This window comes from Pseudonocardia sp. EV170527-09 (genome assembly GCF_008369905.1).
In the GTDB taxonomy this organism is placed as follows: Bacteria; Actinomycetota; Actinomycetes; order Mycobacteriales; family Pseudonocardiaceae; genus Pseudonocardia.
The window spans coordinates 1-278 of sequence record NZ_VRMC01000435.1; the positions used below are offsets into that span (position 1 = coordinate 1).

Below are 278 nucleotides of genomic sequence, written 5' to 3' on the forward strand. Positions count from 1 at the left end.
CCCCGCACCTGAGGGTGCTGCAGCGCCAGTTCCCCCTGGTCGAGGCACTGCTCGGCTGAGCCCGAGCCCGAGCCGGAGCCCGGTGCCTCAGCCCGGGCCGGCGCCGATCGCCGTCATCGCGGCGTCGACCTCGCCCGGCGGGGCGTCGGGATCGACCAGGTAGCGGACCCCGCCCGCGCCGTCGGCGGTCTCGTCGCGCACCGCCACGACGACGGCCGGGTCGAGGCCCTGCACGGCCAGCACCTCGGTGGTGGGCGGGTCCTCGGCGAAGTAGGGCC

General features: G+C 77.7%; 1 protein-coding gene. It reads right to left on the bottom strand.

All coding sequences use genetic code 11. The annotated features are described in order from the left end of the window. Positions 1 to 87: 87 nt before the first annotated feature. On the bottom strand, positions 88 to 278 hold a 191-nt coding region (locus tag FVA95_RS29720; protein WP_205016066.1), incomplete at its 5' end, for a hypothetical protein.